Annotated in this window: 24 protein-coding genes; 14 read left to right on the top strand and 10 right to left on the bottom strand. The window is 63.5% G+C overall.

Going from position 1 to position 24987, the window contains the following annotated elements:
• Positions 1-2: 2 nt before the first annotated feature.
• The 4 genes from RFN28_RS06335 (at position 3) to RFN28_RS06350 (ending at position 7391) form a co-directional block, all read left to right on the top strand.
• Positions 3-1580 carry a trimethylamine methyltransferase family protein gene (locus RFN28_RS06335; protein ID WP_320286514.1) on the top strand — a complete coding sequence of 526 codons (1578 nt, stop codon included), beginning with the start codon at positions 3-5 and terminating at the stop codon, positions 1578-1580.
• 182 nt (positions 1581-1762) lie between these two features.
• Entirely contained in the window at positions 1763-4345 is a 2583-nt protein-coding gene (locus tag RFN28_RS06340) for a GcvT family protein (RefSeq protein WP_320286515.1), read from the top strand.
• Between the two features lie 284 nt (positions 4346-4629).
• A complete protein-coding gene (locus tag RFN28_RS06345; RefSeq protein ID WP_320286516.1) occupies positions 4630-6030 on the top strand; it encodes an ArnT family glycosyltransferase in 1401 nt (466 codons plus the stop codon).
• Between the two features lie 14 nt (positions 6031-6044).
• Positions 6045-7391 (top strand): M24 family metallopeptidase, encoded by a 1347-nt coding sequence (locus RFN28_RS06350; protein WP_320286517.1) that lies wholly within the window; start codon positions 6045-6047, stop codon positions 7389-7391.
• Here the strand turns inward: RFN28_RS06350 and RFN28_RS06355 are convergent.
• Both RFN28_RS06355 and RFN28_RS06360 read right to left on the bottom strand, forming a co-directional pair.
• The gene (locus RFN28_RS06355) at positions 7353-8198 is read right to left on the bottom strand and encodes a phosphate/phosphite/phosphonate ABC transporter substrate-binding protein (protein WP_320286518.1); all 846 of its coding nucleotides are present in this window, start codon (positions 8196-8198) and stop codon (positions 7353-7355) included. The genes RFN28_RS06350 and RFN28_RS06355 overlap by 39 nt on opposite strands.
• Before the next feature lie 75 nt (positions 8199-8273).
• Positions 8274-9284, bottom strand: a complete 1011-nt coding sequence (locus RFN28_RS06360) for a fatty acid desaturase (RefSeq protein WP_320286519.1) — start codon at positions 9282-9284, stop codon at positions 8274-8276.
• A gap of 227 nt (positions 9285-9511) precedes the next feature.
• Here RFN28_RS06360 and RFN28_RS06365 point away from each other — a divergent pair, with 227 nt between their 5' ends.
• Positions 9512-10369 (top strand): helix-turn-helix domain-containing protein, encoded by an 858-nt coding sequence (locus RFN28_RS06365; RefSeq protein ID WP_320286520.1) that lies wholly within the window; start codon positions 9512-9514, stop codon positions 10367-10369.
• Positions 10370-10472: 103 nt separating this feature from the next.
• On the top strand, positions 10473-11489 hold the full coding sequence (bmt, locus tag RFN28_RS06370) for a betaine--homocysteine S-methyltransferase (RefSeq protein WP_320286521.1): 1017 nt from the start codon (positions 10473-10475) through the stop codon (positions 11487-11489).
• Positions 11490-11605: 116 nt separating this feature from the next.
• Here the strand turns inward: bmt and RFN28_RS06375 are convergent, their stop codons facing one another.
• The 6 genes from RFN28_RS06375 to RFN28_RS06400 form a co-directional block, all read right to left on the bottom strand.
• Complete coding sequence (locus tag RFN28_RS06375; protein WP_320286522.1) at positions 11606-11887, bottom strand: hypothetical protein; 282 nt, start codon at positions 11885-11887, stop codon at positions 11606-11608.
• 132 nt (positions 11888-12019) lie between these two features.
• Positions 12020-14146, bottom strand: a complete 2127-nt coding sequence (locus tag RFN28_RS06380) for a vWA domain-containing protein (RefSeq protein WP_320286523.1) — start codon at positions 14144-14146, stop codon at positions 12020-12022.
• Positions 14147-14148: 2 nt separating this feature from the next.
• Positions 14149-14712 carry an RNA polymerase sigma factor gene (locus tag RFN28_RS06385; protein ID WP_320286524.1) on the bottom strand — a complete coding sequence of 188 codons (564 nt, stop codon included), beginning with the start codon at positions 14710-14712 and terminating at the stop codon, positions 14149-14151.
• A 122-nt stretch (positions 14713-14834) separates the two neighbouring features.
• Entirely contained in the window at positions 14835-15566 is a 732-nt protein-coding gene (locus RFN28_RS06390; RefSeq protein ID WP_320286525.1) for a dienelactone hydrolase family protein, read from the bottom strand.
• Positions 15567-15670: 104 nt separating this feature from the next.
• Entirely contained in the window at positions 15671-16360 is a 690-nt protein-coding gene (locus RFN28_RS06395; protein ID WP_320286526.1) for a 4Fe-4S dicluster domain-containing protein, read from the bottom strand.
• An 89-nt stretch (positions 16361-16449) separates the two neighbouring features.
• Complete coding sequence (locus RFN28_RS06400; protein WP_320286527.1) at positions 16450-18024, bottom strand: trimethylamine methyltransferase family protein; 1575 nt, start codon at positions 18022-18024, stop codon at positions 16450-16452.
• A 271-nt stretch (positions 18025-18295) separates the two neighbouring features.
• Here RFN28_RS06400 and RFN28_RS06405 point away from each other — a divergent pair, with 271 nt between their 5' ends.
• Complete coding sequence (locus RFN28_RS06405; protein ID WP_320286528.1) at positions 18296-18994, top strand: cobalamin B12-binding domain-containing protein; 699 nt, start codon at positions 18296-18298, stop codon at positions 18992-18994.
• 86 nt (positions 18995-19080) lie between these two features.
• Here the strand turns inward: RFN28_RS06405 and RFN28_RS06410 are convergent, their stop codons facing one another.
• On the bottom strand, positions 19081-19218 hold the full coding sequence (locus RFN28_RS06410; RefSeq protein WP_320286529.1) for an EncA/B family entericidin: 138 nt from the start codon (positions 19216-19218) through the stop codon (positions 19081-19083).
• A gap of 58 nt (positions 19219-19276) precedes the next feature.
• Between RFN28_RS06410 and RFN28_RS06415 the strand changes: the two genes are divergently transcribed.
• From RFN28_RS06415 to RFN28_RS06445, 7 genes are all read left to right on the top strand, one after another.
• Positions 19277-19909, top strand: coding sequence for a DUF1638 domain-containing protein (locus tag RFN28_RS06415; protein ID WP_320286530.1), 633 nt, complete (start codon positions 19277-19279; stop codon positions 19907-19909).
• Between the two features lie 24 nt (positions 19910-19933).
• Entirely contained in the window at positions 19934-20512 is a 579-nt protein-coding gene (locus tag RFN28_RS06420; protein WP_320286531.1) for a DUF4893 domain-containing protein, read from the top strand.
• Positions 20513-20655: 143 nt separating this feature from the next.
• Positions 20656-21438, top strand: coding sequence for a formyl transferase (locus RFN28_RS06425; RefSeq protein ID WP_320286532.1), 783 nt, complete (start codon positions 20656-20658; stop codon positions 21436-21438).
• A 134-nt stretch (positions 21439-21572) separates the two neighbouring features.
• The gene (locus tag RFN28_RS06430; protein ID WP_320286533.1) at positions 21573-21875 is read left to right on the top strand and encodes a virulence factor; all 303 of its coding nucleotides are present in this window, start codon (positions 21573-21575) and stop codon (positions 21873-21875) included.
• Entirely contained in the window at positions 21868-22467 is a 600-nt protein-coding gene (locus tag RFN28_RS06435; RefSeq protein ID WP_320286534.1) for a methylenetetrahydrofolate reductase C-terminal domain-containing protein, read from the top strand. The genes RFN28_RS06430 and RFN28_RS06435 overlap by 8 nt, the downstream gene beginning before the upstream one ends.
• A complete protein-coding gene (locus tag RFN28_RS06440) occupies positions 22464-23555 on the top strand; it encodes a methylenetetrahydrofolate reductase (protein ID WP_320286535.1) in 1092 nt (363 codons plus the stop codon). The genes RFN28_RS06435 and RFN28_RS06440 overlap by 4 nt, the downstream gene beginning before the upstream one ends.
• Positions 23556-23634: 79 nt before the next feature.
• Positions 23635-24612 carry a methyltetrahydrofolate cobalamin methyltransferase gene (locus RFN28_RS06445; RefSeq protein ID WP_320286536.1) on the top strand — a complete coding sequence of 326 codons (978 nt, stop codon included), beginning with the start codon at positions 23635-23637 and terminating at the stop codon, positions 24610-24612.
• Between the two features lie 79 nt (positions 24613-24691).
• On the opposite strand, the gene RFN28_RS06450 is transcribed toward RFN28_RS06445, so the two are convergent.
• On the bottom strand, positions 24692-24934 hold the full coding sequence (locus RFN28_RS06450; RefSeq protein WP_320286537.1) for a hypothetical protein: 243 nt from the start codon (positions 24932-24934) through the stop codon (positions 24692-24694).
• Positions 24935-24987: the final 53 nt, after the last annotated feature.

Genomic DNA, 24987 nt, shown 5'->3' on the forward strand with positions numbered 1-24987 from the left:
TTATGACCGCCGCTCTTCATCCCGCCGAACCGGCTTTGGCAACCGATCGCGCCCGCCGCGGCGGCCGTGCGGGAAAGCGCGCCGGCGGATCGGTCGCCTTCGAGCAGCCGCCTTTCCGGCAGCTCAAGAACCCGCTGACGCCGACCAAGCTGGTATCCGACGACGAGCTGGAATCGATCCACCTCGCCTCGCTTCGCGTTTTGAAGGAAATCGGCGTCGACGTGCTGCATGAGGAAGCACGCCGCATCATGAAGGTGCATGGCGCCGACGTCAGCGAGGGCAGCGAGCGCGTGCGCTTCGACAGCGACATGATCCTCGAGCTCATCGCGCACTGCCCGCCGGAATTCACGCTGCATGCACGCAATCCGGCGCACAATCTGTGCTTCGGCGGCAACAACGTCATCCTTTCGATGATGGCTTCGGCACCCAATTGCTCAGATCTCGATCGCGGGCGGCGCCCCGGCAACCAGGCCGACTACCGCAACTTCCTGCGCCTGGCGCAGATGCACAACATCCTGCAGTGCACCGGCGGCTATCCGGTCGAGCCGATCGACATCCATCCGTCGGTCCGGCATCTCGAATGCATTCGCGACCTCGCCACGCTGACCGACAAGGTCTTCCACATCTATTCGCTCGGCAAGGAACGCAATGTCGATGGCATCGAGATCGCCCGCATTGCCCGCGGCGTCAGCCGCGAGCAGCTGATGGAAGAGCCGTCGATCTTCACCATCATCAACACCAATTCGCCGCTCAAGCTCGACGTGCCGATGATGGAAGGCATCATCCAGATGGCGAGCATGGGCCAGGCGGTGATCGTCACCCCGTTCACGCTCTCCGGCGCCATGGCGCCCGTTACTATTGCAGGCGCGCTGGTGCAGCAGAATGCCGAGGCTCTTTCCGGCATCGCCTTTGCGCAGATGGTGAAGAAGGGCGCGCCGGTCGGCTATGGCGGTTTCACCTCGAACGTCGATATGAAGTCCGGCGCGCCGGCCTTCGGTACGCCGGAATACATGAAGGCGCAGCTCGCCGGCGGTCAGCTCGCCCGCCGTTACAATATCCCCTACCGCACCTCCAACACCTGCGCCGCCAACACGGTCGACGCGCAGGCGGCCTATGAGAGCGTCTTCTCGCTCTGGGGCGCCATTCAGGGCGGCGGCAATCTGATGATGCATGGCGCCGGCTGGCTGGAAGGCGGCCTGCGCTGCTCCTACGAAAAGACCATCCTCGACATCGATCTTCTGCAGATGGTGGCCGAGTTTCTCACCCCGCTCGATCTCTCCGAGGATGCGCTGGGCTTCGACGCCATCCAGTCGGTCGGCCCGGGCGGCCATTTCTTCGGCACCCGGCACACGCAGGAACGCTACAAGACCGCCTTCTATTCGCCGATCGTGTCCGACTGGCGCAATTTCGAGACCTGGGCCGAGGCAGGCTCGCCAACGGCGCTGGAGCGGACAAACAAGGTGTGGAAGGAGCGCCTTGCCGCCTACGAGGAGCCCTATATGGACCCAGCAATCCGCGAGGAGCTCAACGACTTCGTCGACAAGCGCCGCGCCGAAGGCGGCGCGCCGACTGATTTCTGATCATTTTGTTCTAGTCCAATGAGCGGTCGACCCCCACTCCGTCGAGCTTCGCTCGACACCTCTCCCCCGATCGACGGGGGAGAGGAAAGGCGTGAAGCGACTCCAGCCGGCACCTTTCCTCTCCCTCCGGAGGGGGGACCCCGCTCACTCGATTCAGTCTCTACAAAAACGGATCTATCTCTATGAAATCCCACGTAAAAGCGGTTGTCATCGGCGGCGGTGTCGTCGGCTGCTCGGTGCTCTATCACCTTGCCAAGGCCGGCTGGACCGACATCATGCTGATCGAGCGTTCGGAGCTGACCTCCGGCTCCTCCTGGCACGCGGCTGGCGGCTTCCACACGCTGAACGGCGACCCCAACGTCGCCAAGCTGCAGGCCTACACGGTCCAGCTCTATAAGGAGATCGAGGAGCTCTCCGGCCAGTCCTGCTCGCTGCATCTCACCGGCGGCGTGATGATGGCCGATACGCCCGAGCGCATGGACTTCCTGCGGCTTGCCCACGCCAAGGGCCGCTATCTCGGCATGGACACCGAGCTGATCACGCCTTCGGAAGCGAAGGCGATGTTCCCGCTGATGGACGAGAACAATTTCGTCGGCGCCATGTGGGATCCCGTCGAAGGCCATCTCGACCCGTCCGGCACCACCCATGCCTATGCCAAGGCCGCGAGAAAACTCGGCGCCGAGATCGTGCTGCGCAACCGCGTCGTCGAACTGACGCAGGAGGTCGACGGCACCTGGAACGTCGTCACCGAGCAAGGCACGGTGAAGGCCGAGCATGTCGTCAACTGCGGCGGCCTGTGGGCGCGCGAGATCGGCCGCATGGTCGGCGTCGAGCTGCCAGTGCTGGCGATGGAGCACATGTACCTACTCACCGAACCGATGCCGGAGGTCGAGCAATTCAACAAGTCGACCGGCCGCGAGATGATCGGCGTGCTCGACTTCAAGGGCGAGATCTACACCCGCCAGGAACGCAACGGCATCCTGCTCGGCACTTATGAGAAGGCCTGCAAGCCGTGGTCGCCGGTCAACACGCCCTGGGATTTCGGCCATGAATTGCTGCAGCCCGACATCGACCGCATCGCGCCGTCGCTGGAGATCGGCTTCAAGCATTTCCCCGGCATCGAGAAGGCCGGCATCAAGCAGATCATAAACGGCCCCTTCACCTTCGCGCTCGACGGCAACCCGCTGGTCGGCCCGGTGCAGGGCCTGACCAATTTCTGGTGCGCCTGCGCGGTCATGGCCGGCTTCAGCCAGGGCGGCGGCGTCGGCCTGGCGCTCTCCAACTGGATGGTGCACGGCGATCCGGGCTTCGACGTCTGGGGCATGGATGTCGCCCGCTTCGGCGAATGGGCGACGCTGCGCTATACCAACGCCAAGGTGCGCGAGAACTATTCGCGGCGCTTCTCGATCCGCTTCCCGAACGAGGAGCTGCCGGCCGCCCGTCCGGCGCAGACGACGCCGCTCTACGACACCATGCTCGCCAACAACGCGGTGATGGGCGACTCGTGGGGCCTCGAGACGCCGCTCTGGTTCGCGCCGAAGGGCACCGAGCCCAAGGACATCGTCTCCTTCCACCGCTCGAACGATTTCGGCCCGATCGGCGAGGAAGTGCGCGCCACGCGCGAGCGGGTCGGCGTCACCGAGATCGCCAACTTTGCGAAGTATGAGGTGTCGGGTCCGGGTGCCGAGGATTTCCTCAACCGGCTGATGACCAACCGCATGCCGAAGACCGGCCGCATCGTGCTGACCCCCATGGTCAACGAGTTCGGCAAGCTGATCGGCGACTTCACCATCGCCAAGACCGGCGAGGACCGCTTCATGATCTGGGGCTCGTCGGCCGCGCAGAAATATCACATGCGCTGGTTCGAGAAGCACCTGCCGAAGGACGGCCCAAGGACGTCAGAGGTGCGCATCCACCGTTTCGACCAGACGCTGGTCGGGCTGTCCATCGCCGGACCGAAATCGCGCGACCTGCTGCAGAAGCTCGTCGATGTCGATGTCTCGACCAAGGCCTTCCGCTTCATGGACTTCCGCGAGATGGCAGTCGGCGGCGCGCCCTGCATGGTCAACCGCATCACCTATACCGGCGACCTCGGTTACGAGATCTGGATGGCGCCCGCCTATCAGCGCCTGGTCTACAAGGCGATCAAGGACGCAGGCGAGGAATTCGGCATCGTCGATTTCGGCATGCGCGCGCTCTTGTCGATGCGCCTGGAGAAGAACTTCCCGACCTGGTTCCGCGAACTGCGCCCGATCTACGGTCCGTTCGAAGGGTCGATGGACCGCTTCATCAAGCTCGAGAAGAACGACTTCATCGGCCGCGAGGCGGCCGCCAAGGAGCTGGCGCAAGGCCCGAAGCTGCGCCGCGTCTCCTTCATCGTCGATGCGGCCGACGCCGACGTGATGGGCGACGAGCCGATCTGGGCCAAGGTCGGCAAGGACTACGGCACGGTGGAAAAGCCGCATGGCTATGGCGCGCCGCGCTTCGATGAGGCCGGCAAGGAAGTGCGCGGCTCCAAGGCCGCCGAAGGCGCCTCCGCGGTGCGCGGCATCGTCGACGGTGAGTGGCGCGTTGTGGGCTGGGTCACCTCGGGCGGCTATGCGCATTACGTGCAGAAGTCGATGGCGCAGGGCTATGTGCCGGCGACCCTCGCGGAAGACGAGAGCGCCGGCCTGTTCGAGATCGAGATCCTCGGCCACCGCCGCCCCGCCCGCATCAATGTCGAGCCGCCCTTCGACCCGAGCGGCGAGAAAATGCGCGCATAGAGCAATTCCGGAAAAAGTGGGTCACGGTTTTCCGCCCGGAATTGCGTAAAAGCAAAAAAAGTCAGAGCAGTTCGGCGATTCATCGCCGAACTGCTCCAGGTGGCGGGATGTTTCGATCGTGTGGGTGGCCGGCTATAAAAAGCGGCCACCGACACATCAGAAGAGAAGAAGACCCTTTGCAGCGGCTGGAGAAATGGACCGACTGGCTCTGCGATGAACGGGTCGGCCCTTTCAGCGCCGCGATCGCATTTGCCCTTGCGTATTGCCTCGTTCAGATCGTGGCGATGACGCTCACGTCCCACTTCATGGGCACAGGTGTCGGCGTCGACGACGCCGAACAATTGATGGCGATGCGGTTCCTCGCGGCCGGCTATGGCAGCTCGCAGCCGCCGCTCTTTACCTGGCTCAGCATTTTCACCGCTTCGCTGGTTGGGACCAACATCCTCGCGCTCAAGATCGTCAAATACGCCCTGCTAGTCGGCGGATTGATCGCGTCCTTTGCCGCGGTGCGCCGGCTGGGCCACTCGAACCGCGCCGCCGCCGCCGCCATGTTCGGCCTGCTGCTTTTTCCGCAGATCGTATGGGAGATGCAGCATGCCTTGACCCACTCCGTCGCCGTCTTTTGCTTCTCGTCGGCGCTTCTCCTGGCGCTGGTCGAGCTGCAGAAACGACGATCCACGATCGCTTATGTGCTGCTCGGCCTTGCGGCGGCTGCGGCGATGCTTTCGAAATACAACATCGTCGTCTTTCTCGCCGCGCTGTTCCTGTCGGCGCTGTCGCTTCGCGAGACGCGTGAGGCGATCTTCGATCGTCGTTTCCTGATCAGCATGGCCGTGGCGATCCTTGTCTGCCTGCCGACATTCTATTGGAGCCTCACGCATCTCGGAGACCTGCTCTCGCACAGCGAGGGTTTCGGCGTCGCCGAGGGCGGCGGCGTGGCGAACACCGCATCTCTCGGCATCATTGGCCTCAGCAAGGCGATCCTCAACTTCGCCGGGTTGCCGACAGCGGTCTTTGCCGTCGCGTTCTTCCTGGCGCGAAAGAAACCCGCGCCGCCTGAGTTGGGATCGTGGTCCGAAAGGCTGGTCTGGCGGGCGATTGCCTTCGCCTTGCTGATCACGCTCCTGGTGGTGCTGGCAGGTGGGATAACCCAGTTTCGCGACCGCTGGATGCTTCCCGTCTTCGTGCTGCTGCCCGCCGCCCTTGCCATGCGCCTTGACGCCATGGGGGAAAGGGGTAGGAAGACACAGGCTACCATCGTCTTCGTCGGCGCCGTAATCGCCATCCTGGCGTTGCCGGTGAGCTGGTATATGCATGTCCATGGCGGCGACAACCGCGGCAGCATCGTGCGGATGGACTACGTTTCGCTCTATCGTCAGCTGACGGCCGAGGGGCCGGTCGGCACGGTCGTCTCGAGCTGGTTCTGGATCGGCAATCTTCGCCTGATTGATCCCGATCTCGTCGTGCTCGACGACGAGATACCCGATTTCGCCAAGGCAATCCGCGAGCCGGCAGTGCTTGTCCTGGCCGATGACGAAGAGCCGGCTTCAATCATTTTCGACAGGATCGCCAAAGCCGGTTACATCATGGACACCGTCCATCGGAGCATCGCGGTGCCGCAGCGGTTCGGAGGCGCGCCGCGCGAGGTGACAATTACCAGATTGCTCAGAACGACGGCGCAATAACGTTGGGGGACCGTATGGACAAACTTCGCTTCGGCCGCCACCGCAAGATCATGCCGTTCGAACCGGGCTCGATCGAAGCGTTGCGCGAGGCTTCCCGGCAGAAGGCAGCCGCGCTCAACCAGCATGTCCTGGGCTATGGCACGATGGCCGAAGCCGAATGGGCAGCGGCAGGCATTGCCGCCCCCGACCTGCCCGCCATGCGACGCTATCGGCTCGAGCGCATCCGCGCCGAGCTCAAGCGACGCGATTATGCCGGCGCCCTGCTCTACGACCCGGTCAACATCCGCTACGCGACCGACTCGACCAACATGCAGCCCTGGGTCGCGCATAACCCGACCCGCCACTGTTTCGTCGCTACCGAAGGCCCCGTGGTGCTGTTCGACTACTTCTCCTGCGAGCACCTGTCCGATCAGGCCGGCGTCGTCGACGAAGTGCGACCGGCGGTGTCGTGGATGTATCTCTACAGCGGCGAGCTGACCAACAAGAAGGTCCGTCGCTGGGCCGCCGGCATAGTCGACCTCGTTGCCGAGCACGGCGGCGGCAACCGCCGCATCGCGGTCGACCACATCAATCCGGAAGGCGTGGACGAGCTTGCCCGCCGCGCCATCACGGTCGGCAATGGCGAGGCGGTGATGGAGAATGCGCGCCTCATCAAGTCGCCCGACGAGATCCTTGCCATGCGTCGCGCCATCGTCGCCTGCGAGGCCGCGATGGGCGAGATGGAAGCGGCGCTGAAGCCCGGCATTTCCGAGAACGAGCTGTGGGCGGAACTGCATCGCGGCAACATCGCGCGCGGCGGCGAATGGATCGAGACCCGGCTTCTGTCGTCCGGGCCGCGCACCAATCCCTGGTTCCAGGAATGTTCGTCGCGCATCGTCGAGGACGGCGACCTCGTCGCCTTCGACACCGATCTCATCGGTCCCTACGGCTTCTGCGCCGATCTTTCGCGCACCTGGCTTTGCGGGGATGGCAGGCCATCGAACGAGCAGCGCGACCTGTTCCGCATCGCCGCCGATCAGATCGCGAACAACACCGAGCTGATGCGGCCGGGCATCTCCTTCCGCGATCTCGTCGAGCGCTCCGCGGTGCCGCCCGGCGACTGCTTCCCGGCGCGCTACGGCGTGCTCTACCACGGTGTCGGATTGGCGGACGAGTACCCGACCCTGCCGCATGCCAGCGACTGGACGGACGACACACCGGACGGCGTGCTCGAGCCCGGCATGGTACTGTGCGTCGAAAGCTATATCGGCAGGCTCGGCGGACACGAGGGCGTCAAGATAGAGGAGCAGGTCCTGATCACTGAGACCGGTAACGAAAAGCTCTCAAACTATCCGCTCGACGAACGCTTGCTTGGCAACTGACCCTGTCAGGCCAAGCTCGGCGACGGCCTCGCGCATGGACGCGACGACGCCCGCCGATGTGGTCCTAGCGGTAATAAACGGCAGGCCCTTCCGCCTGGCCGTCCAGCCGACCACCTTCACCTGCCGCGCCGCCGGCTCGAAGCGCTGTGCCAGTACCCAGCTTTGGCAGTCGATGGTAGCGATGTCGGCCCTGCCCTCGGCGATGGCAATGATCGACAACCGGTGGCCGCCGCTTTCGCTGCGCGAGGCGAAGATGTCGAGACTTTCGCCGATCGCCTCCAGGTCGTGCGTCAGCCCCAGCAGTCCGGACATCGAATCCGGATTGTTGAAGGCGAAGCGCTTGCCGCGGATGAGGTCGAGCGGGATGACGGCCTTGCCGTCGTCGGGCGAGGCGACCGACGGCCCGCCATCGGCCAGCATCACCAGCGCGCTGGAGTAGAGCTCGCCCTGCCCGCCCTCGATTTCTTCGTAGCTTGGTTGGGCAATCACCTGCACATGCTCGGAAAGGCCGAGTTCCATCGGCCCCCAGCAGGTTTGCCCGAAAAGCAGCGCCGGGCTCAGCCAAAGCTGGTGAAAATCGAACTCGTCCGGGGGCAATGTCGCCGGGTCGGGCGCGATCAAATTTCCGGCGCCGTCGCGGATGCCGCCGGGCACCGGCGGCAGGTCACGATTGCTGCGCGCCATTCTCTCCGGCGCATCGATCCCCCTTTGCCGGAAGGCGTCGCGGAGCCGCGCCCATTGCGCGTCGACCTCGCCACGCATCTCGGGCCAGTCATACATCGGCAAGGCCGCAACCAACTCACTCATGACGAACAGCTTTCAAAACAGGCGACTATCGGCGCCTGTGTCCCGCGGCGAAAAAGCAGTCGCGGAAAAGTCGAATTATTCCTTGGGCGGCTCAGCCGGCACCGGAGCCGTTCCAAGTCCATTCACATTACGCGCTCTGACGCGCGGCTTGAAGGCGCGGCCGGGTTCGGGCGTGCGCCGCAGCACCGGATGCACCACCGGCTCCTTGGCCTTGAAGGCGTAGGATTTGAGCAGCGCGAAATAGTTCGGAAAGGTATAGCCGTTGTTCATCCGCAGCCATTCCTCGCGGCGGTCGCGAAACATCTTCGGCAGTTTATACCAGGCGACCGTCGGGCTCTTGTGATGCACGAAATGCAGGTTGTTGTTGAGGAACAGGAGCGACAGCGGCGACCGCTCGACGATGATCGTACGCCCTTCCGGATGTTCCGACCACTGATGCTCGGCATAGGTGCGCACTGAGATCAGCGACTGGCCGAGCCACACCGGCACCAGAATGTAGAGCCAGAGCGGGATACCGAAGCCCAACGTCACGATCGGCACGACCGCGACAAGGCCGACGGCATGCAGCAGCCAGGCCTTGCGAATCGCCTTGTCGCCGGCGGCCATCTGCCTGGCGTCGTCGATGAAGAAGCCGATCGATGACAGCCACGGGCCGAGAATGAGGCGGCCGACCACGGTATTGTTGAGCTTGAGCAGGAACTTCATCGCCGGCGGCAGTTCCTCATGCATCCAGAGCGCCTGGTAATAGCTTTCCGGGTCGTCCAGCGGATCGGTCAGCCTCTCGTCGGCATGATGGCGAAGGTGGATCGTCTTGAAGCGGCGAAACGGCCAGACGAAGCCGATCGGGAGGAAGACGAAGGCTTCGTTGATCCTGGAGTTGCGGGTAGGGTGGCCATGCGAAACTTCGTGCATGAGCGAGGATTGCAAGGCCAAAATCACGGCCAGGGCGGCGAGTGCAATCAGCGGATGGGTCGGCCAGAGCAGGAAGCCGGTGGCGAGCCAGGTGCTGTAACAGAAGAGTGTGAGGAATACGGTCGGCCATTCCACGGCCGGTGTGCTGCTACGTCTCTTGCTTATGCCAGTCATGCTATCGACCACTGCCTTCCAGTCGCCGGAACCACTTTGATTCCTGACAACATTGTGTCAGGAGCCTTTCGTTGTCGCAACGCGACAAAGCGCACAAACTGTTGCGAATGCGCACTCTTGGCGGCAAATGTTATGTATTGTAAACAAATAGGAGGATTCATTTACGCCTGAGCCGCGACCAGAGCGGCCACAGCGCAAATTTTTCCTCCCCGAACAGGAGCGGCAACATGGACAAGCGCGATCTTTCGACGATCTTTCGGGAGCGGCTGAAATTGCTCTTGACACGCTCCGACTTGAACCAGTCGGCCTTCGCGACCGCCGTCGGCATCGACCGTTCGGCGCTGTCGCAGCTCTTGTCCGGCGCCTCGACCCGCCTGCCCCGCGCCGAGACGCTTCTCAACATCGCCGCCGAGTTCAAGGTGTCGCTCGACTGGCTGCTGGGCTTGAGCCAGGACGAGGGCGTCACCGGCGAGATCCGCGAAAGCTTGGAGATCGAGGAGGCGCCGGACGGATTCGATCGCACGCTGCTCGCCAAGTGGCATGCCGAGGCGGCCGGCACCAAGATCCGCTATGTGCCGGCGGGCATTCCGGACCTTTTGCGCACCGAGGCGCTGGTCGACTACGAGGCCGGCATCGCCAACAAGAGCCGCGAGGCGCAGGCCGGCGAAACGCAATACCGCATCGACTACAACCGACGGCCCGAGACCGACATGGAAGTCTGCATGCCGCGCCATACGCTGGAAATCTTCGCGCGCGGCCTCGGCATCTGGGACCGTTTTCCTGAGGCTGAGCGCCGCCGGCAATTGCTGCACATGGCAACGCTGCTTGACGACCTTTACCCGACCTTCCGCCTGTTCCTCTATGACGGCCGCATGCGCTATTCGATCCCCTACACGATCTTCGGCCCCTATCGCGCCGCGATCTATGTCGGCGACATGTATCTGGTGTTGAATGCCACCCAGCCGGTCCGCACTTTAACCAGCCATTTCGACAATCTGATCCGCGCCGCCGACGTCAATGCGCATGAGGCGGCCAGTTTCACGCAGAAGCTGGCCGGCATGACGTTCCCGCCAGGCGCTGTCTGATCGCGGCCATCTCATATCGGCATCCCTGCGGCCGCAATTTCATTGACTACATATAAAGACTTCTTTATATCGTTATTCGTATTCCGGAACGAAAGCCGAAGCCATGACCGCGAACAATCCAATCGACGCGCTGATTGCCGAAAAAGGCGTACTGCTGGCCGATGGCGCCACCGGCACCAATTTGTTCGCGATGGGCCTCGAGGCCGGCGAAGCGCCCGAGCTGCTGAACGAAACGGCGCCCGACACCGTGACGAAGCTGCACCAGAATTTCGTCGACGCCGGCGCCGACATCATCCTGACCAATTCCTTCGGTGGCACCCGCCATCGGCTGAAGCTGCATCACGCCCAGGACCGGGTGGGCGAGCTGAACAAGCGCGCCGCCGAGATTGCACGTTCCGTCGCCGACAAGGCCGGCCGCAAGGTGATCGTCGCCGGCTCCGTCGGCCCGACCGGCGAGCTGCTGGCACCGCTCGGCGCCATGACCTATGAGGACGCGGTCGATGCCTTTGCAGAACAGATCGAGGGCCTCAAGGCCGGCGGCGCCGAAGTCGCCTGGATCGAGACCATGTCGGCGCCGGACGAGATTCGCGCCGCGGCCGAAGCCGCGATCCGCGTCGGCCTGCCCTACACTTACACCGGCTCCTTCGACACGGCCGGCCGCACCATGATGGGTCTGCTGCCGAAGGATATCCACGGCGTCACCGATGGCCTTTCGCAGGCCCCGCTCGGAGTCGGCGCCAATTGCGGCGTCGGTGCCGCCGATATCCTGTCGTCGCTGCTCGATATGACCGACGCGAAGCCGGAAGCGACCGTGATCGTCAAGGGCAATTGCGGCATTCCGGAATTCCGCGGCAGCGAGATCCACTATTCCGGCACGCCGGAGCTGATGGCCGACTATGTCCGGCTGGCGGTCGATGCCGGGGCGAAAATCGTCGGCGGCTGCTGCGGCACCACGTTCGCCCATCTCGCCGCCATGCGCAAGGCGCTCGACGGGCACACCAAGTCGTCACGCCCGACGGTCGAAACGATCGTCGAGCGCATCGGCCCGATGCGCAACAAGACGGCGAGCGCCGGCGAGGCAGGCGAAGGCCGCCGTGAGCGCCGGCGCAGCCGCGCCTGAAGCTGCCCGGTCTTAAAGCGCGTCGCGCAGAAACGGATTCAGGCGACGCGCTTTAAGTCTTTGTTTTCATGCATGTCGTTCTCCCAAAACCGCTGCGCACTTTTGGGCGACATGCATTAATCGTTGTTTTCGGCGTAGCGCGAGAGCGCCGTATTGAAATCGGTGCTGGCGCCGGTCTTGCTGTCAGCGCCCATCGTCAGCAACGCGCCGGACGCGCGCGGGTCGCTGATCTGTTCCAGCATCACGCGGAAGCGGTCGTTGTTGAGCGCAGAGCGCGCCGTGTTGCGGGCTGCGTGGACATCGCTGATGCGCGTCGATTCAGCCGACGGAGCGGACGGTTCTCGCGCCGTGAGATTGCCGGCCGTCGGCGTTGCGTTCCCGGTGATATGCAATTCCATTCCCCCAAGTCCTTTATCAGCTTTGACTAACAGGAGGGCATTGCGATGAGGTTCCGGAAAAGCCACGCAATTTAACGATCGGCCAAATGGCCGGCGGCTTTCTCCGCCGGCCTTTCGCTCACTCCGCCTATCCTATTTGTTGCCGCCCAGTGACGACGCAAGCCGCACCAGCGACAGGAATTCGGCCCTATAGCCGAACGGATCGGCACCCCGGGCGGCATTAGCGATCTCCAGGATGCGGTCGTAGCCGAAATTCGCCGTCTGATCCTCGTCGCGCAGCTTCTGTCCGAATGCGGCGACCGCGACCGAGAAGCGCTGGTCGCTTCCCGCCTGGTCGAAGGACGGTACTTCGTTGGCGGCGGTCACCGGCGTGGTGATCAGCTTGGAGACATCCTCGTTCGGCAGCTTGTAGCGGATCTTGACGAAGGCATATTCGTCGGCGTTGGCGACGCCGGCATTGTCGACCTTGGCCTGGCCGTAGCGCAGCGGATCGACCTGCTCGGCGCCGCTGCCCTTGGGCGTGATCTCGTAGATCGCCGTCACCGAATGGCCGGAGCCGATGTCGCCGGCATCGACACGGTCATTGTTGAAATCCTCGCGCTTCAAGGCGCGGGTCTCATAGCCAACCAGGCGATATTCCGAGACCTTGGCCGGGTTGAACTCGACCTGGATCTTGACGTCCTTGGCGATGGTGAACAGCGTCGAGGAGGCATCCTCGACCAGGACCTTCTCGGCCTCGGCGAGCGTATCGATATAGGCTGCGGTGCCATTGCCGTTCTGGGCGATGGTTTGCATCATCTGGTCGTTCAGGTTGTCGTGGCCGAAGCCGAAGACGGACAGGAAGACGCCGGTGCCGCGCTCCTTCTCGATCAGCTGCTTGAGGTCGTCGTCATCAGTCTGGCCGACGTTGAAATCGCCGTCGGTGGCCAGCATAACCCGGTTGACCCCGTCCTTGACGAAGGACTGCTGCGCCAGCTTGTAGGCTTCCTTGATGCCGGCCTCGCCGGCCGTCGAACCGCCGGGCTCCAGATTGTCGATGGCCGCAAGGATCTTCTGCTTTTCCGTCGCTTTCGTCGGCATCAGCACCGTGCCGGCATTACCGGCATAGGTGACGATCGAGACGGTGTCGTCGGGCTTCAGCTTGCTGATCAGCAGCCGGAAGGCCGACTTCAAGAGCGGCAGCTTGTCCGGTTCGTCCATCGAGCCTGATACGTCGATCAGGAATACCAGATTGGCCTTGGGCGCCTCGGCCGGCTTCACGTCAAAACCCTTGATCGCGACATGCATCAGCTTGGTGCGCACATTCCAGGGCGTCGGCATGACGGTGACGGTCGAATTGAACGGCGTGGCAGCCGAGTCCGGCCCCTTCCAGCCATATGGGAAGTAGTTGATCATCTCCTCGACGCGGACCGTATTCGGGTCAGGCAGAGTGCCTTCCTTCAGCGAGCGGCGGACGAAGGAATAAGAAGCCGTGTCGACATCGATCGAGAAGGTCGACACCGGATCCTGAGCGGTTTCGTGCAGCAGATTGGTCTTGAAGGTCTCGATGCGGTCGCGGTTTTCCTCCTGCGGCTGCATCTGGTCCCCCGGCAGGGGCGCGGGCTGCACCATCAGCTTGGAATCGGCGACAGCACCCGCCGGCGCCTGAGCGGACCGCATGGCAGCCGCAGGCGCGTTGGCACTTCCGCCAAGTTGGCCACTCTCCGCCGGCGCCGGTGTGGGCAGCGCCTCGGGCGCCGTCTCCTGTTTGACTAGGCTGTCGACTTCGGTTGTCGGCTTCGGCGGCGATGCCGGCGCAACCTGCGCCTCATCCTTGAGGCGCTCCTCGCTGTCGGTGTCGGCCTTCTTCTCCTTGGCGGGCGCGGCCGCCAGCGGTTCGTTGGTCGCCAGCCCGTTGGCCGCAGGCTTCTGCGCCAACGGTTTGTCGGCCACCGTCTCGGTCACCTTACCGTCATTCCCGCCGATAACAGGCGGCTGCCCCTTCAACATCTCAAAAGCGGCATATCCGGCAATAGGCAGCGCAACCAGCGCGGTGATGGCCGGTGTGGCAATGAGTTTCTGTTGCATGATCTCTCTCCAGAGCGTTCTTGCTCGCTCCGTGAGACGAAGACCTGCTGCAGTTCCTTGGGGGGCGGTCGAAATATTTTCTTGGCCGTCGAAGGCATGCATCGCGGCGGCGAAGGCGCGCGCCTTCGCCTCGCCGTCCGGTGCCGGAACTGCGAGATCGCGCAGCGTTTCGAGTTCGTTGTCGTCGACCATGGTCACACTTCCCCGGCTGAACGCATGAGCGCTTTCAGCCGCTTCTTCGCTTCATGGATGTGCCAGGAAACCGTCGTCTCCGAGATCGCCATCACTTCCGCCGCGATCGCGTGGCTGACGCCTTCGCCATAGACGAGCAGCACCGCATCGCGCTGCTTGTCGGGCAGCATCCGCACCGCCGCCCACAGCGCCTCGGTCGGGTCCTGGCCGTCCGCCGAGCCCTCTCCCGCTATCAGCGCATAGGTGCCGTAAGCCTCGGTCTTGGCCGTGTCGCGGGCGCGCTTGCGCATCATGTCGCGCGCCGCGTTCAGCGTCATGGCGTAGAGCCAGGTCGTGAAGGCGCCATTGCCCTGATAGTCGCGGATCGCCCGACCGAGCCGCACGCAGACGTCCTGGGCGATATCCTCGGCGTCTGCCTTCCGCTCGCACCAGCGATAGGCGGCGCGATAGACGAAGCCATAGTGCCTTTCGAGCAGTTTGCCGAAAGCCCCCCTGTCTCCGCCCCTCGCCCGCCCGATCAATTCGGCATCGGAGGCTTCGCTGTCGTCCAGCATCATCGCCGTCATTTGCCCGTTGGACGAAGGCTAATGGCGATTCCTTGGGGCTATGGAAGGATTTTTTTGTGGAGCCGTTTTCCTTCTCCCTGTTCACGGGGCGGGTGAGGGGCAGCTCGACAGCGTCAGAAAAGTCAGCCCAATGTTTCGTTGAAAAACGTCGTCAGCCGCTTCCAGTGACGCTCGGCAGCGGCTTCGTTGTAGACGCTGTGGTCCTCGATGCACCAGCCATGGCCGACGCCAACATAGTTCTCGATCGTATGATCGACCTCGGCGACCCTGAGCGCTTCGGCCAGCCGCGCCGATTGTTCCGGCGGAAAGCTGCGGTCGACGCCGGCGGTGCCGACATAGACGCGCGCCTTGATCGACGCCGCCTTGCGGTGCGGGCTGTCGGGCGCATCGCTTGCTAGATTGCCGCCGTGGAAGCTCGCCGCCGCAACGATGCGGGCCGAATGGGTTGCAGCCGCGTTCAGTGCCCGCGCGCCTCCCATGCAGTAGCCGACGACGCCGACTGGTCCGGTAATGCCCTCGGCGGCCAACGCATCGAGGAAGGCGGCGCCGTCACGAATGGTCATGTCCTGCGTCGTGCCGCCGCTCAATGCCGACAGCGCGGCCCTGCTCTTTTCCTCGGCAAAGGCGGTCTTGGGATCGAACGGACCATAGGGCACACTGCGGTAGAAGAGATCGGGCACCAGCACGGCATAGCCATGCCCGGCAAGGCGCTCTGCCATCTGGTCGAGCGCCGGGCGCGGGCCGAAAATGTCCATGTAGAGGATGACGCCGGTCTTGGCGGGCGCCGCTGGACGAAACAGCCGGGCTTTCCCCGTGCCGTCCTGGGTCTTGATCTCGATGTCCTGCTTCGTCATTACGCGCTCCGCCTGTTGCCACGCGATAGATATCCGCGCCGGCCGTCAGGGCAAGCCACGACATCTCAACCGCATTCAAGATTCCGTGCGACGCCGAGGACCGCTTACAGGCTGGCGAACGCCGCCATGTGGAAGGCCTGCACCTCCGGCGGATAGCGAAAGCTCGTGCCGTAGGGACAGGTGTTGCGGTCGAGACAGCCACCGCTCCGGCAAGGCTCGCCTCTAGGACCACGCACATGTCCGAGACAAGCCTCATGGGCAAAACCCTGCCCGGAATAGGCATCGACCGGACAGGATTTCATGCAAGGCTTATCGATGCATGTGTCGCAAAGATGAATCGCTTCCTGAGGCTCGGGGAGAAAAATCTCCTCTTCGAACAGCAGCGCCCCGCGATAGGCATGCCAGAGCCCATAGGTTGGATGCATGAGGATGCCGAGCGGCGACGGTTTTAGACCCTCAGCCCGCATCGCCCATTGCTGGAACGGCAGATAGGGCCGATCGGAAGGCGACACGGCGCGCGCGCCGAATTCTTGCGCGACCGCGCCGATCACCTCGCGCGACCACGTGTCGAGCGGATTGGCGACGAGCTGCGGCTGCCTCTCGAACCAACGCTGGAAATGCGGCCAGGGTGCCGCGCCGGCCTGTCCGACCAGGAGGACGGACCTTGCGGGCGCGCCTGAAAGCCCGGCAGGCGCGGCTTCATCGCCGGCAAAGCGGAAGCCGCCGCGAAGGATCAGGCCATCGGCGGCAAGCGCGGCCGCGATCCCTTCGATCGTGCCGCGCGAAAAAATCATTCCTTCCGGTCCGGGTCGGAGAACGCGCTCCGCCAGACTTCCTTGTGGATGATGTTGGCGACTTTAGCCCGGCCTGACTCGGGCTCCTTTCAAGTGAAGGCGTCGGCCATCGAGGCCTTCTTGCTGGCGATGAAGTCCTTCAGTGCCTCGTCGATCGCCGGGTCGAGATGCGGCGCCTCGTAGCTTTCCAGCCAGCGCCGGGCGAGCTCGTTGGCTCGCTGCGGCGCGGTCTTCTCGCCTTCGGCCAGCCACTGCTCGTAGGAATTGTTGTCGGCGATGTTGGACCGGTAGAAGGCGGTCTGGAAATTCGCCTGCGTGTGGTCGCAGCCGAGATAGTGGCTACCCGGACCGACCTGGCGTATGGCATCCATCGCCTGCCCGTTCTCCGATAGGTCGACGCCTTCGGAGAACTTCTGCGTCATCCCGAGCTGATCGATGTCCATCATGAATTTCTCGTAGCAGGAGGCGAGACCGCCCTCGAGCCAGCCGGCCGAATGCAGCACGAAATTGGTGCCGGCAAGGATCGTCGAATTCAGCGTGTTGGCGCTCTCATAGGCCGCCTGTGCGTCTGGGACCTTCGAGGCGCACAGCGATCCGCCGGTGCGGAACGGCAGGCCGAGACGGCGCGCGAGCTGCGCCGCGCCATAGGAAACCAGCGACGGCTCCGGTGTGCCGAAGGTCGGCGCGCCCGACTGCATCGAGATCGACGAGGCGAAGGTGCCGAACAGCACCGGCGCGCCCGGACGGATGAGCTGCGTGAACGATGCGCCCGCCAGCACCTCGGCCAGGATCTGCGTCAGCGTGCCCGCGACCGTCACCGGGCTCATTGCGCCGGCGAGGATGAACGGCGTGACGATGCAGGCCTGGTTGTGGCGCGCATAGACCTTCGCCGCACCGAGCATCGTCTCGTCGAACACCATCGGCGAGTTGGCGTTGATCAGGCTGGTCAGCACCGTGTTGTTCTCGACGAAGTCGTCGCCGAACACGATCTTGGCCATCGCCACCGTGTCCTCGGCGCGTTCCGGCGCCGTCACCGAACCCATGAACGGTTTGTCCGAATAGCGGATATGGCTGTAGACCATGTCGAGATGCCGCTTGTTGACCGGCACGTCGACCGGTTCGCACACCGTGCCGCCGGAATGGTGGATCGACGGCGCCATATAGGCGAGCTTCACGAAGTTCTGGAAATCCTCGAGCGTCGCATAACGGCGGTTGCCGTCGAGGTCGCGCACGAAGGGCGGGCCGTAGACCGGCGCAAACACCGTTGCGTTGCCGCCGATCTGCACCGAGCGCTCGGGGTTGCGCGCATGCTGGGTATAGATCGAAGGCGCGGTCTTGAGCAGCGACCGGCAGAGCCCCTTGGGGAAATGCACGCGCTCGCCCTTCACGTCCGCCCCGGCCTCCTTCCAGAGCGCGAGCGCCTCCGCGTCGTCGCGGAAGATGATGCCGATCTCTTCTAGAACCGTGTCGGTATTCTTCTCGATTAGCGATAGGCCTTCCTCGTTGAGGACCTCGTAGACGTTGATCTTGCGCTTGATATAGGTGAGCTGGGTGCCCGGACCGCCGCCGGCGCGGGCGGCGCGCCTGGCCGCCGCGCCGCCGCTGGCGCCGCGTCCGCGTCGTCCACCCGACGCTTCCTGTTCGACTGACGCGTTATCGCTCATGATCGTTCATCCTATAGATTTGGCCTGAATTGGCTCGCGGCCGGTTTGACGCCGCTTCTCGCCGGATCGTAACCATGCACCCTATTCGAAACGGCCCGCCAGCGCCAACGCCTGTCGCAAAATCGACAAGAAAACCAATAGATTTCCAGTCGCTTTCCTTTTGCGGGAAGTCGCAAATCAGCTATGGCTACCCTGCCCTCGCGGGTTAGGTATTGGCGCATCGATTTTAGGCTGCAGCAAGCATTCCGAGCAGCAAGGAGCCCGAGAAAAAATGTCCGACGAAGAGATCATCCTTTCCGAGCTTTCCGACGAGGAGCTTGTGCAGCAGATGCACGACGACCTCTATGACGGGCTGAAGGAAGAGATCGAGGAAGGCACCAATATCCTTCTGGAGCGCGGCTGGCAGCCCTACACCGTGCTGACCGAAGCGCTGGTCGAAGGCATGCGCATCGTTGGCGAGGACTTTCGCGACGGCATCCTGTTCGTGCCGGAAGTGCTGCTCTCAGCCAACGCCATGAAGGCCGGCATGGCCATTCTGCGCCCGCTACTTGCCGCCACCGGCGCGCCCAAGCAGGGCAAGATGGTGATCGGCACCGTCAAGGGCGACATCCACGACATCGGCAAGAACCTCGTCGGCATGATGATGGAAGGCGCCGGCTTCGACGTTATCGACCTCGGCATCAACAACGCGGTCGAGAAATATCTCGATGCGATCGAGCAGCATCAGCCCGACATCGTCGGCATGTCGGCGCTGCTCACCACCACCATGCCCTACATGAAGGTCGTCATCGACACGATGAAGGAAAAGGGCATTCGCGACGACTATGTCGTGCTGGTCGGCGGCGCGCCGCTCAACGAGGAATTCGGCAAGGCCGTCGGCGCCGATGCCTATTGCCGCGACGCCGCGGTTGCGGTCGAGACCGCCAAGGACTTCATGAAGCGCAAGCATAACGTTCGCGCTACCGCCTGATCCCGGGCATCCATCATGGGTCGACAGAAAAAGCCGCGCCTTGCAGCGCGGCTTTTTCGTTCCCAGATGATGGACGAGGCTACAGATCAGTTGGCGACAGTGTCTTTGACCGCCCTTGCCGTCGATTTGACATCCTTGCCGACGCCCCGGATGGTGTTGGCGCAGGCCGTGAGTGCAAGCGCGCAGGCAAGGATGGCCATCGGCGCGATGCGTTGCAGTTTCATGGACGGTGTCTCCTTCGACAGATATTAGCCCCGCAGCGAAAGCCGGCTCGACTGGTTCATGGTCAAAACGCGGAAAACGAAACCGAATCAAACAGCAGACAGGCTGCTCGTCATAGCCTGCGGGATGATTGCGCGCGAAGTTTTGGCCGTCAAGGAGCGGCTCGGCCTCGACCATCTCGAGCTGACCTGCCTGCCGGCCGAGTTCCACTTCTATCCGGACCGCATCGCACCGGCCATGGACAAGGCGATCGAGAAGGCCAAGGCGGAAGGCTACAGGCACATCTTCGTCGGCTATGCCGACTGCGGCACCGGCGGCATGCTCGACCGTATCATCGAGAAGCATGGTGTCGAACGGATGGCCGGCCCGCACTGCTTCGCCTTCTATCAGGGCATGGACGCTTACGCGAAGGTCGCCGACGACGACATGATGTCGTTCTACATGACCGACTTCCTCTGCCGCCAGTTCGATGCCTTCTTCATCAAGCCGCTCGGCCTCGACAGGCATCCCGAACTGATCAAGGACTATTTCGGCAATTACGAGAAGCTGATCTACCTGGCGCAGACCGATGATCCGGAACTGGACAAGGTTGCCGAGAAAGCCGCCGCCTTGCTTGGCCTCGCCTACGAGCGCCGCTCCACCGGCTACGGCGATCTGACGGATGAGCTGGCGCGGGTCGCCGCAGCCGGCTGAGGTGCCCGATAGAGGGGGAATTGGATGCCTGTTCGGTCGTTGCTTCTGTCTGTGTGCATGGGCATCTGCTTAGTCGCGCAGGCCTATGCCGATGGCGAGGTACAGAAGCTGGTCACCGCCGCCGACAAGGCGCGGCTCGACAAATATGGCGAGACGCGCAAGGCCGCCCTCGAGGAGGCGACGGCCGGTAATCCGGGTGAGGTCAGAGAGCTCGATGCGCTGCTCGCCAAGCCGCTGGTCGCTTTCTCCGACAAGGACCTGACCGGCAACTGGAAATGCCGCACCATCAAGGCAGGCGGCTTGAGCCCGCTCATCATCTATGGCTGGTTCAAATGCAAGGTGACGGACGACGGTTCCGGCTGGCGGCTGCAAAAGACCAGCGGCTCGCAGCGCACGACCGGCCGCTTCTTCGACGACGGCGAGAAGCGCGCCATCTATCTCGGCTCGTTCTCGGTCAATGACGACAAGGCCAAGCCCTATGGCAGCGGCCCGGAAAGCGACCAGGTCGGCTACGCCTTCCGCAACAGCGCCACCGAATGGCGCATCGAATTCCCCTCGCCCTATTACGAATCGAAGCTCGACATCATGGAGTTCAAGCGCTGACCGAGCATGATACCGAACCGAAGGTCAGCGCAGCAAAAAGTTGCAGACGTTTCGGACCAGGATCATGCGTCGACCACTGGCACACCAAGGATTAACCCACCCCGCATAGCATCCGCCCGGCTTTGTGAACGGGTGCGCTTGGCATGGCAGCGTCGGAATCCAGTCCGCGACCGATCGTGGTCGTCACCGAGGGTGGTCCGCATATCTGGGCGATCGTCAATGCCATCGCCGATCGCGTCGGCCCTGTCAGCGTCATCCTCGAAACCCCTGAATCCAAAAAGCATTTGCTGCTTGGCCGCGCCCGCCGCCAGGGCTGGATCTCGGCCATCGGCCAGCTCGGCACCATGGTACTGACCAGGCTCGGCAAGCGGTTTCTTGCCGGACACGCCGCACGCCTGATTGCCGAGGAAGAGCTTGAGACCGAGCCTCGCCCGGGCCAGACGGTGATCCATGTTCCGTCCGCCAACGGGCCGGAGTGTCTCAAGGAGATTGCAAGCATCAAGCCGGGCGTCGTGCTGCTCGCCGGCTGCCGGCTGCTGTCGAAAGACACCCTCGCGAGGATGCCTTGCCCGGTGCTCAACTATCATGCCGGCATCGCGCCAAAATATCGCGGCATGAATGGCGGCTACTGGGCGCTGGCCTCCGGCGATGCGCAGAATTTCGGCACCACCGTGCATCTGGTCGATGCCGGCGTCGACACCGGCGGCGCGCTGAAGCAGGCGCGTGGCAAGCCAAAACGGGGCGACACCATCGCCAGCTACGCACTGCGGCAGGCTGCGTTTTCCCGCGACATCTGCGTCGAGGCCGTCAGAAATGCACTGGCCGGCAAGCTCGACACGATCGACCCCCGCCTACCCTCGAAGCAGTGGTATCACCCCACGATCTGGTTCTATCTCTGGACCGGCCTGACGAAGCACGTCTGGTAATCAGCCGGCGTCGGATTTCGGCATTCGCTTTGCGTCATCGACAGCGTCGCTTTTGAAGGCGCGCGCGTCGTCCCATAACAAGCGGCCCAAGGGCGCATGCGGCAATGCTCCCAACATCGAGGAGTTGAGACTTCATGGCCGATCTGATCGTCGTCTATTGGCGCGACATCCCTGCGCAGGTCATCGTCAAGAAGGGCCGGCAGAACGCCAAGCGCGAGCTGCCGCTGCGCTTCACCGAGGCGATCGACATGTGCGCCATGCGCACCGGCGCCGGCGGTACCGACGATTACCTGGCCGAATGGCGCAAGGCCGATCCGGTTCCGGTCGGCGACGACATCGAGGCCGAAGTCGAGAAGGCCTATCATGACCTCGACGCGAAATATGACCGCGAGCGGCTGGTCGCTCTGGTCAAGGCTGGCGGGAAAGAAAATGTCTGAGAAGCAGCCGACGGTTACCCAGGCCACTTTGGTCAAGAAGGCCGCGCCGAAGTCCGACTACAAGCCTGCCGACGTGTCGCCGCAGCGGCGCGTCCAGCGCACTTTCGCTGTGAGGTTGTGGTCTATCCGGCACTCGCGACTGCTCGAGTGGTTCTATAGCAGGTTCGCCGACGTCTTCCTGCTCTTGCATCCTTTGTGGAAGGGCATCGGCTATGGCCGTGTCGAAGCCCCGGTGAAATTCGTCGAGAAGCGCGTCAAGGGCTTCATGTTCGACTGCCGCATGTGCGGCCAGTGCATCCTGTCGTCGACCGGCATGTCGTGCCCGATGAACTGCCCGAAACAGCTGCGCAATGGCCCTTGCGGCGGCGTGCGCGCCAACGGCAATTGCGAGGTCGAGCCCGATATGCCCTGCGTCTGGGTCAAGGCCTGGGAAGGCTCCCGCAACATGGTGCATGGCGACAACATCCTCAAAGTGCAGAAGCCGGTCGACCAGTCGCTGCGCGAAACCTCGGCCTGGCTCAGGGTGACCGCGCAGGCCGCGGCAGCGCGTGAAACTTCCAACAACCAGCAGAACACCGGAGCTTCGGCATGATCGCCCGCCAGCGCGACGAGAACCCGGCGGGCATCCACCTGCCGCTCGATCCCCTGCCCGGCCACACTTCGCGCGGCCGGCTGGAGCGCGTGCTGCGCCGCGGCGAGTTCGCCGTGACGACCGAGCTCAACCCGCCCGACAGCGCCGACCCGGAAGATGTCTACAACCGCGCCAAGATCTTCGACGGCTGGGTCGACGCCATCAACGCCGTAGATGCCTCCGGTGCCAACTGCCACATGTCGTCGGTCGGCATCTGCGCGCTTTTGACCCGCATGGGCTATGCCCCGATCATGCAGATCGCCTGCCGCGACAAGAACCGCATAGCCATTCAGGGCGACGTGCTGGGCGGCGCGGCGATGGGCGTGGCCAACATGCTGTGCCTCACCGGCGACGGCGTGCAGGCCGGCGACCAGCCGGGAGCCAAGCCGGTGTTCGACCTCGATTCCATGTCGCTGCTCGAAACCATCCGCATCATGCGCGACAACGGCAAGTTCCTGTCCGGCCGTAAGCTGACGACGCCGCCGCAGGTTTTCCTGGGTGCCGCCGTCAACCCCTTCGCGCCGCCTTACGATTTCCGCCCGATCCATCTCGGCAAGAAGATCGCCGCCGGTGCCCAGTTCATTCAAACGCAATACTGCTTCGACGTGCCGATGTTCAGAACCTTCATGCAGAAGGCGCGCGACCTCGGCCACACCGAGAAGGTCTTCCTCCTGTGCGGCGTCGGGCCGCTCGCTTCCGCAAAGACCGCGAAATGGATCCGCTCCAACGTGCCGGGCATCCATATCCCCGATGCGGTGATCAAGCGGCTCGAAGGCGCGCAGGACCAGAAGAAGGAAGGCAAGCAGCTCTGCATCGACATCATCAACGAGGTGAAGGAAATCCCGGGCGTCGCCGGCGTCCATGTGATGGCCTACCGCCAGGAAGAATATGTCGCCGAGATCGTCGATGAATCGGGCGTGCTGAAAGGCCGCCAGCCCTGGAAGCGGGAGATCCGCCGCGACGACCAGATCGTCGCCGAGCGGCTCGACCACATACTGCACGACGAGATTACCGAAACCCAGGTGGACATGGTGAAGACCGCGCATTGAAGGCGCGGCCGGCACCATCCGCTTGAACAAAATCAGATAACGATATAAAGAACTCTTTATATCCCGACGGAGAGATCGCATGACCCGCACCATCGTCGCATCGGCAACCCGAGAAATCGTCATCGGCTTCGACCAGCCCTTCTGCGTGATTGGCGAGCGCATCAACCCGACCGGCCGCAAGAAGCTGGCCGCCGAGATGGTGGCCGGCAATTTCGAGACCGTCGTCAAGGACGCGCTCGAACAGGCCGCCTGCGGCGCCACGATGCTCGACGTCAATGCCGGCGTCACCGCTGTCGATCCCAACGCGACCGAGCCGGCGCTGCTGGTGCAGACGCTGGAGATCGTGCAGAACCTGGTCGACCTGCCGCTGTCGATCGACTCTTCGGTGACCGCCGCGATCGAGGCGGCGCTGAAGGTCGCCAAGGGCCGCCCGCTGGTCAACTCCGTCACCGGCGAGGAAGAGAAGCTCGAGGCCATCCTGCCGCTGGTCAAGAAATACAACGTTCCGGTCGTCGCCATCTCCAACGACGAGACCGGCATCTCGATGGACCCGGATGTCCGCTTCGCCGTCGCCAAGAAGATCGTCGAACGCGCCGCCGACCACGGCATTCCTTCGCATGACGTTGTCGTCGACCCGCTGGTGATGCCGATCGGCGCGCTGGGCGACGCCGGCCGCCAGGTCTTCGCGCTGCTGCGCCGCCTGCGTGAGGAACTCAAGGTCAACACCACCTGCGGCCTCTCCAACATCTCCTTCGGCCTGCCGCACCGTCACGGCATCAACGCCGCCTTCATCCCGATGGTGATTGGCGCCGGCATGACCTCGGCGATCATGAACCCGGTCCGCCCGCAGGAGATGGAGGCCGTGCGCGGCGCCAATGTGCTGAACGGCACCGACGAGAACTGCTCGACCTGGATCCGGACCTACAAGGACTACAAGCCGGCCGAGGGCGGCCATGCTGTTGCCGCTCCGGTCGCGGTGACCGCCCCCGGCGAAGGCGGCGCCGCAGCCGGCGGCCGCCGCCGTGGCGGCCGTGAGGCCCGTATGGCCAGGGTGTAAGCGCGCAATCGTGGCCCGCACCGCGAACCTCGTTGAACCGATCGCATCGTTGATGCGGTCGGACAGGTCTGCTTTGCGGTCAGGCGTTGCCCAGTATGGCGTCGAACAACGCTATTCCCCCCCACGATCCGAAGATGCCGGTCACGCCGCCGAAGATGAAATCATCATCGTAAGCGGGCCAGAACCCATGCAGCACGAGTGCTCCGACGATCGCGCCGAGAATTCCGGTGGCCAGGTATTGCGGATTGCGCAGCCATGGACCCTTGAGCACGCGCACCATCGTGAACGCGGTGAAGACGGCGGACAGCAAAAGATCCGACATGGTTGGCCCCTGGACCATCAGACTCTCTGCCCAATAGTAAAACGATCCGTTAA

Origin of the sequence: Mesorhizobium album (genome assembly GCF_033977205.1) — a bacterium.
Classification (GTDB): domain Bacteria; phylum Pseudomonadota; class Alphaproteobacteria; order Rhizobiales; family Rhizobiaceae; genus Mesorhizobium; species Mesorhizobium album.

What these genes read in the sequence shown, in the direction of transcription:
- RFN28_RS06335 (WP_320286514.1), top strand. Translation starts at nt 3, where the DNA reads ATGACCGCCGCTCTTCATCCCGCCGAACCGGCTTTGGCAACCGATCGC.
- RFN28_RS06340 (WP_320286515.1), top strand. Translation starts at nt 1,763, where the DNA reads ATGAAATCCCACGTAAAAGCGGTTGTCATCGGCGGCGGTGTCGTCGGC.
- RFN28_RS06345 (WP_320286516.1), top strand. Translation starts at nt 4,630, where the DNA reads ATGACGCTCACGTCCCACTTCATGGGCACAGGTGTCGGCGTCGACGAC.
- RFN28_RS06350 (WP_320286517.1), top strand. Translation starts at nt 6,045, where the DNA reads ATGGACAAACTTCGCTTCGGCCGCCACCGCAAGATCATGCCGTTCGAA.
- RFN28_RS06355 (WP_320286518.1), bottom strand. Translation starts at nt 8,198, where the DNA reads ATGAGTGAGTTGGTTGCGGCCTTGCCGATGTATGACTGGCCCGAGATG.
- RFN28_RS06360 (WP_320286519.1), bottom strand. Translation starts at nt 9,284, where the DNA reads ATGACTGGCATAAGCAAGAGACGTAGCAGCACACCGGCCGTGGAATGG.
- RFN28_RS06365 (WP_320286520.1), top strand. Translation starts at nt 9,512, where the DNA reads ATGGACAAGCGCGATCTTTCGACGATCTTTCGGGAGCGGCTGAAATTG.
- bmt (WP_320286521.1), top strand. Translation starts at nt 10,473, where the DNA reads ATGACCGCGAACAATCCAATCGACGCGCTGATTGCCGAAAAAGGCGTA.
- RFN28_RS06375 (WP_320286522.1), bottom strand. Translation starts at nt 11,887, where the DNA reads ATGGAATTGCATATCACCGGGAACGCAACGCCGACGGCCGGCAATCTC.
- RFN28_RS06380 (WP_320286523.1), bottom strand. Translation starts at nt 14,146, where the DNA reads ATGGTCGACGACAACGAACTCGAAACGCTGCGCGATCTCGCAGTTCCG.
- RFN28_RS06385 (WP_320286524.1), bottom strand. Translation starts at nt 14,712, where the DNA reads ATGACGGCGATGATGCTGGACGACAGCGAAGCCTCCGATGCCGAATTG.
- RFN28_RS06390 (WP_320286525.1), bottom strand. Translation starts at nt 15,566, where the DNA reads ATGACGAAGCAGGACATCGAGATCAAGACCCAGGACGGCACGGGGAAA.
- RFN28_RS06395 (WP_320286526.1), bottom strand. Translation starts at nt 16,360, where the DNA reads ATGATTTTTTCGCGCGGCACGATCGAAGGGATCGCGGCCGCGCTTGCC.
- RFN28_RS06400 (WP_320286527.1), bottom strand. Translation starts at nt 18,024, where the DNA reads ATGAGCGATAACGCGTCAGTCGAACAGGAAGCGTCGGGTGGACGACGC.
- RFN28_RS06405 (WP_320286528.1), top strand. Translation starts at nt 18,296, where the DNA reads ATGTCCGACGAAGAGATCATCCTTTCCGAGCTTTCCGACGAGGAGCTT.
- RFN28_RS06410 (WP_320286529.1), bottom strand. Translation starts at nt 19,218, where the DNA reads ATGAAACTGCAACGCATCGCGCCGATGGCCATCCTTGCCTGCGCGCTT.
- RFN28_RS06415 (WP_320286530.1), top strand. Translation starts at nt 19,277, where the DNA reads ATGGTCAAAACGCGGAAAACGAAACCGAATCAAACAGCAGACAGGCTG.
- RFN28_RS06420 (WP_320286531.1), top strand. Translation starts at nt 19,934, where the DNA reads ATGCCTGTTCGGTCGTTGCTTCTGTCTGTGTGCATGGGCATCTGCTTA.
- RFN28_RS06425 (WP_320286532.1), top strand. Translation starts at nt 20,656, where the DNA reads ATGGCAGCGTCGGAATCCAGTCCGCGACCGATCGTGGTCGTCACCGAG.
- RFN28_RS06430 (WP_320286533.1), top strand. Translation starts at nt 21,573, where the DNA reads ATGGCCGATCTGATCGTCGTCTATTGGCGCGACATCCCTGCGCAGGTC.
- RFN28_RS06435 (WP_320286534.1), top strand. Translation starts at nt 21,868, where the DNA reads ATGTCTGAGAAGCAGCCGACGGTTACCCAGGCCACTTTGGTCAAGAAG.
- RFN28_RS06440 (WP_320286535.1), top strand. Translation starts at nt 22,464, where the DNA reads ATGATCGCCCGCCAGCGCGACGAGAACCCGGCGGGCATCCACCTGCCG.
- RFN28_RS06445 (WP_320286536.1), top strand. Translation starts at nt 23,635, where the DNA reads ATGACCCGCACCATCGTCGCATCGGCAACCCGAGAAATCGTCATCGGC.
- RFN28_RS06450 (WP_320286537.1), bottom strand. Translation starts at nt 24,934, where the DNA reads ATGTCGGATCTTTTGCTGTCCGCCGTCTTCACCGCGTTCACGATGGTG.